At 74.9% G+C, this 13,975-nt stretch carries 13 protein-coding genes and 1 other RNA gene; 6 read left to right on the top strand and 8 right to left on the bottom strand.

The annotated features are described in order from the left end of the window. Positions 1 to 24: 24 nt before the first annotated feature. The 4 genes from HEK131_RS06550 to HEK131_RS06535 all read right to left on the bottom strand — a co-directional run bounded on the left by HEK131_RS06550 (position 25) and on the right by HEK131_RS06535 (position 4,260). Complete coding sequence (locus HEK131_RS06550; protein WP_244334021.1) at positions 25 to 1,200, bottom strand: serine hydrolase domain-containing protein; 1,176 nt, start codon at positions 1,198 to 1,200, stop codon at positions 25 to 27. Next, the gene (locus HEK131_RS06545) at positions 1,152 to 2,438 is read right to left on the bottom strand and encodes a multidrug effflux MFS transporter (protein WP_217460524.1); all 1,287 of its coding nucleotides are present in this window, start codon (positions 2,436 to 2,438) and stop codon (positions 1,152 to 1,154) included. The genes HEK131_RS06550 and HEK131_RS06545 overlap by 49 nt, the downstream gene beginning before the upstream one ends. A gap of 108 nt (positions 2,439 to 2,546) precedes the next feature. Beyond that, on the bottom strand, positions 2,547 to 3,767 hold the full coding sequence (locus HEK131_RS06540) for a D-alanyl-D-alanine carboxypeptidase family protein (RefSeq protein WP_244334019.1): 1,221 nt from the start codon (positions 3,765 to 3,767) through the stop codon (positions 2,547 to 2,549). A 166-nt stretch (positions 3,768 to 3,933) separates the two neighbouring features. Further along, the gene (locus HEK131_RS06535; RefSeq protein WP_161148904.1) at positions 3,934 to 4,260 is read right to left on the bottom strand and encodes a nuclear transport factor 2 family protein; all 327 of its coding nucleotides are present in this window, start codon (positions 4,258 to 4,260) and stop codon (positions 3,934 to 3,936) included. Between the two features lie 130 nt (positions 4,261 to 4,390). Between HEK131_RS06535 and HEK131_RS06530 the strand changes: the two genes are divergently transcribed. Beyond that, positions 4,391 to 4,936 carry a DoxX family protein gene (locus HEK131_RS06530; protein ID WP_161148903.1) on the top strand — a complete coding sequence of 182 codons (546 nt, stop codon included), beginning with the start codon at positions 4,391 to 4,393 and terminating at the stop codon, positions 4,934 to 4,936. Positions 4,937 to 5,046: 110 nt separating this feature from the next. Here HEK131_RS06530 and rnpB read toward each other — a convergent pair. After that, positions 5,047 to 5,447, bottom strand: an RNA gene (rnpB, locus tag HEK131_RS06525) — RNase P RNA component class A. A gap of 97 nt (positions 5,448 to 5,544) precedes the next feature. Here rnpB and yaaA point away from each other — a divergent pair. Together yaaA and HEK131_RS06515 are read left to right on the top strand one after the other, a co-directional pair. Beyond that, the gene (yaaA, locus tag HEK131_RS06520) at positions 5,545 to 6,327 is read left to right on the top strand and encodes a peroxide stress protein YaaA (protein WP_244334017.1); all 783 of its coding nucleotides are present in this window, start codon (positions 5,545 to 5,547) and stop codon (positions 6,325 to 6,327) included. Positions 6,328 to 6,389: 62 nt separating this feature from the next. Beyond that, positions 6,390 to 7,046: a bifunctional 4-hydroxy-2-oxoglutarate aldolase/2-dehydro-3-deoxy-phosphogluconate aldolase gene (locus HEK131_RS06515; RefSeq protein WP_244334015.1), complete on the top strand. Its 657-nt coding sequence runs from the start codon at positions 6,390 to 6,392 to the stop codon at positions 7,044 to 7,046. Here HEK131_RS06515 and HEK131_RS06510 read toward each other — a convergent pair. From HEK131_RS06510 to HEK131_RS06500, 3 genes are read right to left on the bottom strand one after another with little or no spacing between them, the layout of a single operon-like run. Next, on the bottom strand, positions 7,018 to 8,421 hold the full coding sequence (locus HEK131_RS06510; protein WP_244334013.1) for a bifunctional RNase H/acid phosphatase: 1,404 nt from the start codon (positions 8,419 to 8,421) through the stop codon (positions 7,018 to 7,020). The two genes, HEK131_RS06515 and HEK131_RS06510, sit on opposite strands and share 29 nt — an antisense overlap. A 23-nt stretch (positions 8,422 to 8,444) precedes the next feature. After that, positions 8,445 to 9,188: a zinc ribbon domain-containing protein gene (locus HEK131_RS06505; RefSeq protein ID WP_217462851.1), complete on the bottom strand. Its 744-nt coding sequence runs from the start codon at positions 9,186 to 9,188 to the stop codon at positions 8,445 to 8,447. Then, the gene (locus HEK131_RS06500; protein WP_244334009.1) at positions 9,185 to 10,051 is read right to left on the bottom strand and encodes a Nif3-like dinuclear metal center hexameric protein; all 867 of its coding nucleotides are present in this window, start codon (positions 10,049 to 10,051) and stop codon (positions 9,185 to 9,187) included. Before HEK131_RS06500 ends, HEK131_RS06505 begins: the two co-directional genes overlap by 4 nt. A gap of 184 nt (positions 10,052 to 10,235) precedes the next feature. On the opposite strand from HEK131_RS06500, the gene HEK131_RS06495 reads away from it, so the two are divergent. The 3 genes from HEK131_RS06495 (at position 10,236) to HEK131_RS06480 (ending at position 13,869) form a co-directional block, all read left to right on the top strand. Then, entirely contained in the window at positions 10,236 to 11,372 is a 1,137-nt protein-coding gene (locus HEK131_RS06495) for a hypothetical protein (protein WP_244334006.1), read from the top strand. 657 nt (positions 11,373 to 12,029) lie between these two features. Beyond that, on the top strand, positions 12,030 to 13,226 hold the full coding sequence (locus HEK131_RS06485) for a sensor histidine kinase (RefSeq protein WP_244451956.1): 1,197 nt from the start codon (positions 12,030 to 12,032) through the stop codon (positions 13,224 to 13,226). A gap of 31 nt (positions 13,227 to 13,257) precedes the next feature. Continuing rightward, positions 13,258 to 13,869: a response regulator transcription factor gene (locus HEK131_RS06480; protein WP_217462839.1), complete on the top strand. Its 612-nt coding sequence runs from the start codon at positions 13,258 to 13,260 to the stop codon at positions 13,867 to 13,869. The last annotated feature ends 106 nt before the right edge of the window (positions 13,870 to 13,975 follow it).

The raw sequence follows: 13,975 nt of genomic DNA, 5'->3' as shown, positions 1-13,975 counted from the left end.
ACGCGTGCGAGGGCGCGTGGTGCCTCAGGCGTCGCGTACCGCTCCGGCCAGGCGGCTCGCCAGTGCCGCCCGGGGGTGGCTGTCGGGCTGCCTGCGCACCGGGTGGACCGTGTTCGCCAGCAGGACGAGGAACGTGTCCGTCGCCGGGTCCAGGACCAGCGAGGTGCCGGTGAAGCCCGTGTGGCCGGCGGCGCCCTGGCCGCAGAGGGTGCCCATGAACCAGGGCTGGTCGAGGGCGAAGCCGAGGCCCGGCGGGGTGAGGAGGAGTTCGACGAAGTCGGGGCCGAGGACGCGGGCGGGGCCGTACGCGCCGCCCGCGAGGAGGGCGCGGCAGAAGACGGCGAGGTCGGGGCCGGTGGAGAACAGGCCCGCGTGGCCCGCGATGCCGCCGAGCGCCCAGGCGTTCTCGTCGTGGACGACGCCCCGCAGCATCCCCCGGTCCGCCTTGGCCCAGGGCCGCCGCTGGTGCTCGGTGGCCGCCGCTTCGGGACGCGGCCCGTAGGAGGTCGCCGTCATGCCCAGCGGGCGGGTGATGCCGTCGGCGATCAGTACGTCCAGGGTGCGGCCGGTGATCCTCTCCAGCACGAACTGCAGGAGGAGCATGTTCAGGTCGGAGTACCGGTACTCCCCCGCCTTCCCGGTGGGCGGCTCGGCGCGCAGCCGGGCGAGGCGGGCGGTGAGGTCGGGGCAGTCGTAGAGCGGGAGTTCGGGGGCCAGACCGGAGGTGTGGGTGAGCAACTGCCGCACGGTGACACCGTGTTCGGCTGACCCGGTGAACTCCGGCAGGTACGCGCCCACGCGGGCGTCGATCCCGAGGGTGCCGCGTTCGATCTGCTGGAGCGCCGCGACGGACGTGAACAGCTTGGTGAGCGAGGCGAGGTCGAAGGGGGTGTCGAGGGTGGCCGGCACCCGCTCGGCGGGCGGCAGTTCGACGCCGGTGCCGGTCTCGGGGTCCCAGGAGGCGTACCGCACCGCCCAGCCCGACGCCTCGGCCACGGCGATCACCGGGCCGCGCCCGGCCACGGCGACGGCCCCGGCCGCCCAGGGGTGCGTCCCGGCGGTGAGGGCGTGCAGGTCGTCGGTGAGGTGGGCGATCCCCGCGGGGTCGAGCCCGGCCCGTTCGGGGGTGCCGACGCGAAGTCTCGGTGCGCTCAGTGGTCCGCTCCCTCCGGGCCCGCGCCCGCCTTCCAGGGACGGCACAGTCCCATGAAGCAGGCGCCCGCCACCAGCGCGGCGGCCAGTTGGACGACGGCCATCGGGACGGCGGTGCGCTCCCCGGCGATGCCGACGAGCGGGGAGGCCACCGCGCCGATGAGGAACGAGGTCGTGCCGAGCAGCGCGGAGGCGGAGCCGGCGGCGTGCCGGGTGCGCAGCAGGGCGAGGGCCTGGGTGTTGGGCAACGTGAAGCCCATCGCCGACATCAGCACGAACAGCGCGGCGGCGACGGGGGCGAGCCCGACCTCGCCGAACACCCCGGTGGCCATCAGCAGCAGGGCGCCCGCGGCCAGCACGATCACCGCGAGGCCCGAGGCGAGCACCCGGTCCAGCCGGACCCGGCCCACCAGCAGCTTGCCGTTGATCTGCCCGGCGGTGACCAGGCCGACCGAGTTGAGCCCGAACAGCAGGCTGAAGGTCTGCGGGGAGGCGCCGTAGACCTCCTGGACGACGAAGGGGGACGCGGAGACGTACGCGAACAGCGCGGCGAAGGCGAAGCCGCCCGCGAGGAGGTAACCGGTGAAGGGCAGGTCGGCGAGGAGGGCGCGCATGGTGCGCAGGGACTCCTTCACCCCGCCCCGGTGCCGTTCGGCGGGCGGCAGCGTCTCGGGCAGCCGCAGCCAGACCAGCGCGGTCAGCACGGCCCCGATGCCGGTGAGCACGACGAACACGCCCCGCCAGTCGGTGACCCTCAGGATCTGCCCGCCGATCAGCGGGGCGACGATCGGGGCGACCCCGGATATCAGCATCAGGGTGGAGAAGAAGCGGGCCATGGCGACCCCGTCGTAGAGGTCGCGCACCACGGCCCGCGCGATGACGATCCCGGCCGCGCCCGCGAGCCCCTGCGCCAGCCGGAAGGCGACCAGCGTCCCGACGGTGGGCGCGAACGCGCACAGGGCGGTGGCGACCAGGTACACCGCGAGCCCGGTCAGCAGCGGGCGGCGCCGCCCCCACCGGTCGCTCATCGGGCCGACGACCAGTTGTCCGAGCGCCATCCCGGCCAGGCAGGCGGTGAGGGTGAGCTGCACGGTCGCGGCGGGCGCGTGCAGGGTGCGGGTGACCTCCGGCAGCGACGGCAGGTACATGTCCATCGCCAGCGGGGTGGTGGCGGTGAGCGCACCGAGCAGGAAGGTGACGAGCACCCCGCGCGGCCGCCGCTCCACCGCGGCCGCCTCCGGGACGGCCCCCACCTCCGGAGCCGTCACGACATGCCGCTCACCCATACAACCCCTCCCAGCCAACGCCCCGGACGACGGCTCCCATGGTCTCAGCTCACACACGATGCGGAGGGACATGTGTGCGAGGAGGGCGGAACCGGTGTGGCCGGGCCGTCAGCGGCGGTGGCGGCCGCCCTGCTGGGGTGCGGCTTCGGCGGGGGTCTCCGCCGTACGGGTGCGGCGGCGGCGCAGGAGGGCCCAGGCCCCGGCGCCGAGCAGGGCGGCGGTGCCCGCGCCGCCTTCGGCGAGGCGGAGGGTGGAGGGGCCGGGCGGGGTGGTGGCCGCGTGGGCCTGCCTGCCCTCGGGGACCGGGCTGACGGTCGGGCGGCTGCCGTTCGTGCCGCCGGGTTCGACGAGCATGCCGACCGGCTGCGCGGAGCGGCCGGCGCCGAAGCCCCAGTCGAGGAGGGCGGCGGTCTGCTCGTAGACGGCGTTGCTGCCCTCGGCGGGGTGCATCACGGTGACCAGCAGGGTGCGGCCGCCCCGGGTGGCGGCACCGGTGAAGGTGTTGCCCGCGTGGCTGGTGTAGCCGTTCTTGACGCCGATCAGCCCCTCGTAGGAGTGAAGCCCCCACGCGCCGGTGAGCAGGCGGTCGGTGTTCTGGATCTGGAAGGTCTTCTTGCCGCCCGCCGGGAAGTCGGCGGTACGGGTGCCGCAGTGCCGCCGGAACTCGGGGTTCCCCAGCCCGGCGCGGGCGAACAGCGTGAGGTCGTACGCGGAGGAGATCTGCCCCTTGTGGTCGAAGCCGTCCGGGCTGACCACGTGGGTGTCGCCGGCGTGCAGATACTCGGCCCTGGCCTGCATCTCGGCGACCGTGCGGGCGACCCCGCCGTTCATGTGGGCCAGCACGTGGACGGCGTCGTTGCCCGAGCGCAGGAACACGCCCTGCCAGAGCTGCTCGACGGTGTACGTGGTGCCGGGCTGGATGCCGACGAGGCTGGACCCGGACGGGATGTCGGCGAGGTCGGCGTCGGTGACCCGGTACCGCCGGCCGCGGTCGAACTTGGGGAGCACGGTGTCCGCGAACAGCATCTTCAGCGTGGACGCGGGCGCGAGCCGCCGGTGCGCGCCGTAGGAGGCGAGCACCTCCCCGGTGTCCCGGTCGGCGACGAGCCACGCCTGCGCGGTGAGCTTCTTCGGCAGCCCGGCCGCGCGCACCTGGACGCCGCCGCGCGCCAGCCGCTCACCGCCGACGGCGCTCGTCCCCGCGGATCCCGCTCCGGCGGATCTCGCTCCGGCGGCGGAGGCGGGGGCGGTTGCGGTTGCGGTCAGGGGCACGGCGGCCGCCGCGAGACCGAGGAGGGCACGTCGGCTGAGCGGGGAACATTCACGCACCCGGGGACCGTACACCGGGTCCAACTGGGCCTTACCGGCGGGAGGTCGTTCCCCGGACAGGACTTTGCCGTCCTATGGGAATCGTGCGCAGCGGCCGGGGCGCGAACCGGTCAGGCCCGCCCGCTCACGCCCGTTCCCTCACGCCCGCGCCCTCATGCCCGTTCCCTCATGCCTCGCCCGTCTCGAACCGGGAGATCCGGCCGTCGTCCGCCACGGTGAACGTCCACCGCGTCCGCATCTCGCCCCAGGTGTCGTTGCGGTACCGGGCGACGAGGGCGCGGCCGCCCCTGGACTCGTTGTCGACCTCCAGGTGGCCGTGGGTGGAGAAGATCTCCTGGTCGATCCAGACGGCGAGGTCGCGGTCGGCGCCGTCGTCGGCCATGGTGGCGCCGGGCGCGAGGAGGGACATGAAGCCTTCGCGGTCATGGGAGTTGACGGCGTGCACGAAGGCACGGACGGCCGGGTCGCGCAGCTTGGCGGGCTGAATCGTCATGGCGTCAGGCTCACACCGCTCCCCGCGCCCTGCCACCGGACGTCCGCCGCACGCGCCACCCGGACGCCCGGCCCGAGAGGCCGGACGGGGTACCCGGTGCGACCGTGGACGCAAGGGAAAGGGAGTCACCATGACCTGTTACGACCGACGCGATGTGGGCCTGCTCCTGCTCCGGCTGAGCACCGGCGGGGTACTGGCCGCGCATGGCGCGCAGAAGCTGTTCGGCTGGTTCGGCGGGCACGGCCTGGAGGGCACCGGGCAGTTCATGGAGTCCGTGGGCTTCGCGCCGGGCAAGGCCAGCGCGACGGCGGCGGGCGCCGCGGAGGCGGGCGGCGGCGTGCTGCTGGCGCTCGGTCTGGCGACGCCAGCGGCGGGCGCGGCGGCGGCCGGCGCGATGGCCGGGGCGGCGGCGCTGCACGTCCCCAACGGCTTCTTCGCCCAGGAGGGCGGCTACGAGTACGCGGCGAGCCTCGGCCTGGCCGCGGCGGGCCTCGCCGTCACCGGCCCCGGCCGTCTCTCCCTGGACCACCTCCTGGGCCACGTCTTCGACCGCAACTGGATGGTCCCGGCGGCCCTCGGCGTCACGGCCGCCGCCACCGCGCTGGTGATCGGCGCCCGGAACCGCCGCCTGCGGGAACCGGTGATCGCGGAACAGGAAGTGCTGTTCGAGGAGTAGCACGAGAGGCGGCGGCGGGGCGAGGAGCCGGGCCGGGTCGCCGCGTGGCTGACGTCGAGCCGCCAGAGGAGACGTCCGAGGGGACGGCCCCCTGAGTCGGGGGGGAACGACAGACGAGTCGGGCTGTACGCCGGGTTCTGTTCCGGGAGCCCTCGCGGGCTTCCCGGTGACGGCCATCCATCTAGGGCCGGCGTTGCCACCGGCCTCGTGCGGTCTACCCGCGGACTCGGGCGGGCAGCCCTCGATCGTCCGCGCAGAAACACCGGGGTGTTTCCTTTTGACCTTGCTCCGGGTGGGGTTTACCTAGCTGCCCAGGTCACCCTGGGCACTGGTGGTCTCTTACACCACCGTTTCACCCTTACCCGGCGCCGAAGCGCCGGGCGGTCTGTTTTCTGTGGCACTGTCCCGCGAGTCGCCTCGGGTGGCCGTTAGCCACCACCCTGCCCTGTGGAGCCCGGACGTTCCTCGGGAAGTCCCGTGAGGGACTCCACGCGGCCGCCCGCCCGGCTCGTCTGCCGTGCCGACCATGGTACCGGCCCCGGCGGGCGGCACCGACCGGCGGCGGGGCCCCGTACGCTGACGCGGAGGCCGAGAAGAAGGAGTTGTCCGTGCTGGTCCTGCTGCCGCCGTCGGAGGGAAAGGCGTCCTCGGGCCGGGGTGCCCCGCTGAAGCCGGAGTCGCTGTCGCTGCCCGGTCTCGCCGCCGCCCGGCAGGCCGTGCTCGCCGAGCTGGTCGAGCTGTGCGCCGGGGACGAGGAGAAGGCCCGCGAGGTGCTGGGCCTGAGCGAGGGGCTGCGCGGCGAGGTCGCCAAGAACGCCGGACTGCTCACGGCGGGCGCCCGCCCCGCGGGCGAGGTCTACACCGGTGTCCTCTACGACGCGCTCGGCCTGGCCACCCTCGACCCGGCCGCCAAGCGCCGCGCGGCCCGCTCCCTGCTGGTGTTCTCCGGGCTGTGGGGCGCCCTCGGCGTCACCGACCGCATCCCCTCCTACCGCTGCTCGATGGGCGTGAAGCTGCCCGGCCTCGGCGCGCTGGCCGGGCACTGGCGGGCCCCGATGGCCGAGGTGCTGCCCGAGGCGGCCGGGGACGGCCTGGTCCTGGACCTGCGCTCCGCCGCGTACGCGGCCGCCTGGAAGCCGAAGGGCGAGGTCGCGGGCCGTACGGCGACGGTACGGGTGCTGCACGCGCCCACCCGGAAGGTGGTCAGCCACTTCAACAAGGCGACCAAGGGCCGTATTGTCCGCGCCCTGCTGACCGAGGGTGCCGCGCCGAAGGACCCGGCCGGGCTGGTCGTCGCGCTGCGGGACCTCGGGTACGAGGTGGAGGCCGCGGCGCCGGAGAAGGCCGGGAAGCCGTGGGCGCTGGACGTGCTGGTGGACGAGGTCCACTAAGCCGGTTGCAGCATGTGCAACGTCCGTTGCGCAGGTTGTTTCCCCTGGGCACGATGGCGTCCATGACCTCACCGGTGCCCTCCCCCACCTCCGTACTGGATCTCGCCCCCGTGCTCCCCGTCGTCGTGCTGTCCGACGCCGCCGACGCCGTGCCGCTGGCGCGGGCGCTGGTCGCCGGTGGGCTGCCCGCGATCGAGGTCACGCTGCGCACGCCCGCCGCGCTGGACGGCATCCGGGCCATCGCCGAGGAGGTGCCCGAGGCGGTGGTGGGCGCCGGGACGGTGATCACGCCGGAACAGGTGACGCGGTGCGTGACGGCCGGGGCGCGGTTCCTGGTCAGCCCCGGCTGGACGGAGACACTGCTCGCGGCGATGCGGGGGTCGGGGGTGCCGTTCCTGCCGGGGGTGTCGACCGCCTCGGAGGTGGTGGCGCTGCTGGAGCGCGGAGTGCGGGAGATGAAGTTCTTCCCGGCCCAGGCGGCGGGCGGTGCGGCGTATCTGAAGTCGCTGGCCGGGCCGTTGCCCGACGCCCGCTTCTGCCCCACGGGCGGGATCGTGGAGGCGAGTGCGCCGGAGTACCTCGCGCTGCCCAACGTCGGCTGCGTGGGCGGCAGTTGGATGGTCCCGGCGGATGCGGTGGCCGCCGGGGACTGGGCCCGGATCGAGGAGCTGGCGCGGGGCGCGGCCGGGCTCAGGGACGCAGGTGCGACGTGTCGTTGAACAGCCGTACGCTCGCGTTGCCGTCGGCGTAGTACGCCACCGCCGACAGCGAGGCGGCGGACAGCTCCATCCGGAACAGCGACTCGGGCGGGGCGCCCAGGGCGAGCCGCAGCAGGGTCTTGATCGGCGTGACGTGGGTGACCAGCAGGACCGTACGGCCCGCGTACGCCGCGACCAGCCGGGCGCGGGCCTCCTCGATCCGCTCGGCGGTCCGGGCGAAGCTCTCGCCGCCGCCGGTGGGACACGCCTCCGGGTCGCCGAGCCAGGCGTTCAGATCGTCCGGGTACCGCTCGCGGACCTCCCCGAAGGTCAGCCCCTCCCAGGCGCCGAAGTCGGTCTCCCTGAGGCCGTCGTCGACGCTCACGTCCAGCCCGAGCCGGTCCGCGACCACGCCGGCGGTCTCCCGTGTGCGCGCCAGCGGCGAGGCGACGACCGCCTGCACGGTCCCCCGCCGCGCCAGCGCAGCCGCCACCAGCCGGGCCTGCTCCCGCCCCGCCTCGGACAGCGCGGGATCGCTCCCCCCGCTCCCGGAGAACCGCTTCTGCGGGGTGAGCGGTGTCTCCCCGTGCCGCAGCAGCACGAAGGTGGCCGGCGCCCCGAGATCGGGAGCCGCGCTCCAGCCGGGCGCGGAGGTGGTGGCGGAGGCGACGGTACGGGCGGCCCGCGCATCGGCTCGATGCCGTCCGGCGGAGGCGCCGGAAGCGGGCTCGGCCCCTGTGGGGACCCGGTCGTCCGCCGCGGCCGCCTGCGGCACCGAGGCATCCGCGGCAGATCCGGCCGCGTCGCCCGGCTCGCCCGTGCCGGGAGCGGCGAGGTGCGGTCCGGAGTCCCCCTCGCCCGCCGAAGGCGCTCCCCGCCTCTGGGCCAGGGCCGCCCTCGCGGCCGCCGCCCCGGCACGGGCGTCGCCGGGTGGGCCCTCCGGCGCCGGAGCGACCGGTGCCGGGAGCCGGGGCGTCCACGCCTCGCCCTTCGCCCCCGCGTCCATCGCCTCGTTGGCCAGCCGGTCGGCGTGCTTGTTGCGCTCGCGCGGGATCCACTCGTAGGTGACCCGGCCGGGCGGGAAGATGCGCCGGGCCTCGGTGGCCAGGGGCTTCATGTCGGGGTGCTTGATCTTCCAGCGCCCCGACATCTGCTCGACGACCAGCTTGGAGTCCATGCGGACGGCGACCCGCGCCTCGGGGTCGAGGGCGTGGGCGGCACGCAGGCCCGCGAGGAGGCCCCGGTACTCGGCGACGTTGTTGGTGGCGACGCCGATGAACTCGGCGGCCTCGGCCAGGGTCTCCCCCGTGGCCGCGTCACTCACGGCGGCCCCGTACCCGGCCGGGCCGGGGTTGCCCCGCGACCCGCCGTCGGCCTCGACCACGAACTCCCGCACGCCCAGCGCTCCCTACAGTCCGACTACAGGCCCGACTCCGACGTGCGCACCAGGATGCGGTGGCAGTTCTCGCAGCGGACCACGGCGTCGCGCGCGGCCGCGCGGATCTCGCTCAGCTCCGTGATCGCCAGCTCCTGGCGGCAGCCCTGGCAGGTGCGGGCGTACAGCTTGGCCGCGCCGACGCCGCCGCCCTGGCCGCGCAGGCGGTCGTAGAGCTTGAGGAGGTCGGCCGGGACGGAGGCGGAGACGACCTCGCGCTCCTTGGTCACCGCGGCGGCCTCGTCGTCCAGCTCGCGGAAGGCGGCGTCGCGGCGCCCGGTGGCGTCGTCGGTCTTGGACTGGACGGAGGTGACGCGCTCGGTCAGCTCGGCGACCCGCGCCTGGGCGGCCTCGCGGCGCTCCATGACCTCGAGGACGACGTCCTCCAGGTCGCCCTGGCGCTTGGCGAGGGACGCGATCTCGTGCTGGAGGCTGGAGAGGTCCTTGGGCGAGGTGACCGCGCCGGAGTCCAGGCGCTGCTGGTCGCGGGTGGCACGGCGGCGCACCTGGTCCACGTCCTGCTCGGCCTTGGTCTGCTCGCGGGCGCAGTCGCTCTCCTCCGTCTGCGCGGCCACCAGCAGGTCACGGAGCTGGACGAGGTCCTTGCCCAGCGTCTCGATCTCGGCGTGCTCGGGGAGCGAGTTCCGCTTGTACGCGAGCTGCTGGAGGCGGACGTCGAGGGCCTGGACGTCGAGGAGTCGGATCTGGTCGGCGGGCTCGGCGTTCAGTTGGGGGCTCCCATGGGGCTAGAGGTGACGGGGGACGCCGCGTGGGCGGTCCAGGGGTCGGTGACCGTCGTGGAGACGTGGACCCGAAGGCCCCACCCGTGACGGTCGGAGATCTGGTCGAGCTCGGCCGCGGCCAGCTCGCACCAGGGCCACTCGGTGGCCCAGTGGGCCGCGTCGAGCAGGGCGAGCGGACGCTCCGCCGTGACGGCGGCGAACTCGGAGGCGGGGTGGTGGCGCAGGTCCGCGGTGAGGAAGGCGTCCACACCGGCCGCGCGTACCCGGTCGAAGAGGCTGTCGCCGGAGCCGCCGCTGACGGCGACCGTGCGGACGACCGCGTCGGGGGCGCCGGCCACCCGGATGCCCTGCGCGGTGGCGGGCAGCCGCTCGGCGGCCAGGTCGGCCAGCTCGCGCACGGTCAGCGGGTGGTCCAGCTCGCAGATCCGGCCCAGGCCCCGGCGCCCGGCCGGGTCGTCGGGGTCGGGTACGAGGGGTCCGGTGACCCGGAGACCGAGGGCGCCGGCGAGGGCGTCGGAGACGCCGGGGTCGGCCTTGTCAGCGTTGGTGTGCGCCACGTGCAGGGCGACGTCGTTCTTGATCAGCGTGTGCACGATCCGGCCCTTGGGGGTGCCGGCGGCCACCGTGGTCGTCCCGCGCAGATAGAGCGGGTGGTGGGTGACGAGCAGGTCGGCGCCGAGCCGTACGGCCTCGTCGGCGACCTCCCGCACGGGGTCCACGGCGAACAGGACGCGGGTGACCTCCTGGTCGGGATCGCCCACGACGGTGCCGACCGCGTCCCAGGACTCGGCCCGCTCGGCGGGCCACAGGGTCTCCAGCGCGGCGATGACTTCAGACAGACGGGGCACGAGGAAAGGCTACCTGTCCGTCCAGGGGGGCCGTACCGCGTACGGCGGCCCCGGCCCGGTACGCCCACCCCGGCCCGTTCCTCAGAGGAATCGCTTCTGCGCCACCCGTATGTGTGAAGCGGTCCGGACCCGGCCCCCGCCCGTGCGTACGAAAACTAGCTTCGTCGCCGGAGGTGACCGAACGATGACGGCCTGTGCGATCGAATCCCCGTCTACCGGCGCGGAACACGAGGCGCCCACGACGCGGTACGCCATCACGGCGGACGGCGCGTACGCCGCCCGGCTCGCGCTGGACGGCGAGAGCTGGTTCCCGGAGCGCTGGACGCTGGACGGCCCGGAGCCGTACGCGGTCCCGCTGCCCGGCGGCCAGCCGGAGGAGCCGGGCACCGAGGTGCATCCGATGGGCGACGGGCGGGTGCTGATCCACCGCCTGGTGGAGCGGCGGCACGCCTTCTCCCTGCTGTACCCGACCGGCCCCGGCACCGTTGAGCTGACGGTCGGCGCGGTGGAGTGCCCGGAGCCCGGTACCCGGTTCACGCTGCTGCCGCCCGCGCCGGGGGGCGAGCGGGCGTACGCGCTGGCGGTGGGCGGTGCGTCCACGACCGTCTGGCTGGTGGCCGGGGGCGCCTTCGGGCCCGAGCGGGTGGCCGAGGTGCCGGGGCGCTGCTCGGGCGGGGTCTGGCTGGACGCGGCGGGGCGGATGCTGGCCCTCGACCGGGAGCTGGGCGGCCGGACCAAGACGGTCGTGGTGGACCTCGGGCGGGACGGCGAGGTGTCGCCGCTGCTCCAGATCGCGCCGGACAGCGACGACCGGCTGCTGCTGGCCGACCCGGACAGCGGGCTGGTGGTGATCTCCTCCGACGCGGCCTCGCCGGGGCAGGAACGATTGGGCTGGGGCGTGATGGGCAGCACGCTGCCGGTCCGCTTCCCCGGCGCGCTGCTGCTGCCGGACTGCGTGGTGACGCCGTTCGCCATCCAGCCGGGCCAGGTGCTGACCCCGGAGAACTGCGCGGTGGCGCTGCGCGTGGACGGCCCACTGGGCACCTGGGTCGGCACCTGGCGCCCGGCCGAGCGCCGGATACGGCACCTGTCGGCGCCCGAAGGCTGGCTGGCGGGGTCCGGGCTGTGGACGGCGGAGGGCGTGCTGCGACTGCCGTACGCCACGGCGCAGACGCCGTGCGGGGTGGCGGAGCTGAGCCCTCCGGGGGCGGAGGAGCCCGCGGAGTCCGTCGAGTCCACGGAACCGGAGGCTCCGGAGCCCGAGGCCCCGCGCCCGGTGCCGCTGCGCGAGGCCCCGCTCGGCAAGATCGCCACCGGGTAAGCGGCGTCACGACAGCCGCAGGCGCACGCGAGGGGCGGAGCCCGCCCGGCCGAGGGCGGGCACGACCGCCGGAGGCCCTCGCCGCCGTGGGCCCGGCGGCGTGATCGTCGCAGGGTGGGACGTCGGCTCGGCCGCCTGGACCGGGCCCCCGTGGGGTTGGTTAGACTCTCCCGGCTGCAAGACGATCATGTTGACGGGGTGAATGCATCCGATGACCGACACCAGCACGACGCACCCGCTGTCCGCGTCCACGGATTCCGGGCTCCACCAGCCGGAATCCGCCTCCGCAGAGGCGGACGGGCACGGTCGCCACCGGGGCCCGGTCACCGACCGGGACGGGGAGAGCACCCCCCACGGGCGCCATCGCCGTCCGTCCGGCGGTACCGGCGGCACGGCTGTCTGATCAGAACGGCGAGGGGCGGGGTACGGGCCATACGGCTCGTACCCCGCCCCTTCGTCCTGTCCCGGCCGTGACATTTGTACTGCCCGAGTCCGTACGTACGCCTCTGCCCCTGGCGGCGGCCCGCTTCTACCGTCGTAGGCATGACACGGACGCGATCCTCTCGACGCGCACAGCGGCGCTCGTTCCCTACCCTGGAGCGTCGTCCCGCCGACCGGCCGGACGCGGTGGAGCCGGAGAAGCCGAGGGACACGGGCATGACGTGGTGGGCGCGAGCGCGGCGGCGGGCCGCGGCGAGGCGGGCGTGCGCCGCGGAGCGCACGGGACCGCCCCCGAGCGGCTTCGCCCTGCTGCCCTGGCTGCTGATGGGCCTGGGCTCCTTCTCCAACCTGCTCCAGGGCAAGGCCGGGAACCCGTGGATCGGCGGCCTGGGCCTGTTCGCCTTCAACTCCCTCTACATCTACGTCACCTTCCGCGCCTTCGACCGCGCGAAGCGCCAGGCCCCCTCGACCCGGCTGGCACTGCTGCTGATGGGCGTGCTGACCACGGGGCTGGCGCTGGGCTACGGCGGCAACTGGCTGCTCTTCTTCCCGCTGCTCGGCCTCGCCACGGGCGCCACCCTGCGCGGCCGGCACATGGGCCGCGTCGGGGTGCTGCTCGCGGCGTACGCGGCGGCGCTGGCCTGGGTGCGCGAGGGCTGGACCGAGGCGCCGAACATCGGGTACGCGACCTTCCTGTCCTGCATGGTCACGGCGGCGATCCTCGGCCTGTCCGAGGCGGTGCGGGAACTGCGGGCCGCGCGGGAGGAGCTGGCGCGGCGGGCGGTGGAGAAGGAGCGGCTGCGCTTCTCCCGCGATCTGCACGATCTGCTGGGCCACACCCTGTCGGTGATCGTCGTGAAGTCGGAGGCGGCCCGGCGGCTGGCCGGGCGGGACCTGGACGCGGCGCTGGCGCAGATCGGGGACATCGAGTCGGTGGGGCGGCAGGCGCTGACCGAGATCCGGGAGGCGGTGACCGGCTACCGCGAGGGCAGCCTGTCCACCGAGCTGACGCGGGCCCGCTCCGCGCTGGCGGCGGCGAGCGTGGAGCCGGTGGTGCGGCAGTCGGGGGCGCCGCTGGCCCCGCAGACCGAGGCGCTGCTCGGCTGGGTGGTGCGCGAGGCGGTGACGAACGTGGTCCGGCACAGCCGCGCCGCCCGCTGCGAGATCACCGTGGAGAGCGCCGGGGAACGGGTCCGGCTCACCGTCACCGACGACGGCTCGGGCGTTCCGGCCGAGGGCGCGGGCACCGGCGGCACCGGGCTGAGGGGACTGACCGAGCGGCTGGCCGCGGCGGGCGGCTCCCTCACGGCGGGCCCGGCGCCGCAGGGCGGTTTCACGGTGACGGCCGAGCTGCCGGTGGGCCCCGAGGACCAGGGCGCCGAGGAGGCGGTCACGGTCGCGGTGGGGTCCTGACCGCCGGGCCGCCCCTCGCTACGCTGGCGCCGTGAAGGAGATCCGGCTCCTGCTGGCCGAGGACCAGGGCATGATGCGCGGCGCGCTGGCCCTGCTGCTGGGCATGGAGGACGACATCGAGGTGGTCGCGCAGGTGTCGGCGGGGGACGCGATCGTGCCGGCCGCCGTGGAGCACCGGCCCGACGTGGCGCTGCTGGACATCGAGCTGCCGGGCCTGAGCGGTCTGGACGCCGCCGCGCTGCTGCGGGAGCGGGTGCCCGGGTGCCGGGTGCTGATCCTGACCACCTTCGGCCGGCCCGGCTATCTGCGCCGGGCGATGGAGGCGGGGGCGGCCGGGTTCCTGGTGAAGGACGGCCCGGTGGAGGAGCTGGCCCAGGCGGTGCGCCGGGTGCTGGCCGGGGAGACGGTGGTCGACCCGGTACTGGCGGCGGCCGCGCTGAGCGCCGGGCCCAGTCCGCTGACGGGCCGGGAGTGCGAGGTGCTGACCGCCTCCGTGGACGGCGCGACCGTGGCCGACATCGCCGCCCGGCTCCACCTCTCGGAGTCCACGGTCCGCAACTACCTCTCCGCGGCCATCGGCAAGACCGGCACCCGCAACCGCGCGGAGGCCGTGCGGGAGGCCAGACAGCGCGGCTGGCTGTGACGCAAGCACTGACACCCGGTCAGAAACCCATGACTCGGTCAAGAATTCATTAGCGTCCCGAAGCAACGGAATAGTTGCCCGTGCATACGAGGTTCACCCGGTACGT

The organism is Streptomyces seoulensis (genome assembly GCF_022846655.1).
Classification (GTDB): domain Bacteria; phylum Actinomycetota; class Actinomycetes; order Streptomycetales; family Streptomycetaceae; genus Streptomyces.
The sequence above is the reverse complement of the archived record's forward strand: the minus strand, read 5'-3'. Positions and strand labels throughout refer to the sequence as shown.

Coding starts and splice junctions, on each gene's coding strand:
- HEK131_RS06530 (WP_161148903.1), top strand. CDS start 4,391: ATGACCTGTTACGACCGACGCGATGTGGGCCTGCTCCTGCTCCGGCTG.
- HEK131_RS06485 (WP_244451956.1), top strand. CDS start 12,030: ATGACGTGGTGGGCGCGAGCGCGGCGGCGGGCCGCGGCGAGGCGGGCG.
- HEK131_RS06535 (WP_161148904.1), bottom strand. CDS start 4,260: ATGACGATTCAGCCCGCCAAGCTGCGCGACCCGGCCGTCCGTGCCTTC.
- HEK131_RS06495 (WP_244334006.1), top strand. CDS start 10,236: ATGACGGCCTGTGCGATCGAATCCCCGTCTACCGGCGCGGAACACGAG.
- HEK131_RS06515 (WP_244334015.1), top strand. CDS start 6,390: ATGACCTCACCGGTGCCCTCCCCCACCTCCGTACTGGATCTCGCCCCC.
- HEK131_RS06545 (WP_217460524.1), bottom strand. CDS start 2,438: ATGGGTGAGCGGCATGTCGTGACGGCTCCGGAGGTGGGGGCCGTCCCG.